Raw genomic sequence first — 319 nt, forward strand, 5'->3', positions numbered from 1 at the left:
CATAGGCTAACGCGTAACGTCCTTCTGTTGCCAATTGCACATTATAAGCAGCTTTCAACTGTCCATTCTTCATATGGTCATCTTTCAATCGCATAAAGGTTGCGTCGTGATCCGTCTTGGAATAGCTGTTACGTTCTTCTAAAATCTCCAATGCTTCTTCATATTTTTCTTTCCGATGTATGTAATCATGCACTTTTTTTAAGGCTTGTTTTGGCTGCTTCCGTTCCGAACGCAGGGCTTTTCGGTCCTGTGCTTCTTCACTTGATTCGATTTGTTCCGTATACGTTTGGACAGACTTATCCAAATCCGTTGCCATCTG

General features: G+C 42.0%; 1 pseudogene. It reads right to left on the reverse strand.

Features of this window, described 5'->3' with window-relative positions:
* Positions 1-319, reverse strand: a pseudogene (locus KI375_RS27100) (IS5/IS1182 family transposase); the annotation flags it as partial.

Source organism: Bacillus sp. J14TS2 (assembly GCF_018333015.1).
Lineage (GTDB): Bacteria > Bacillota > Bacilli > Bacillales > Bacillaceae_C > Lederbergia.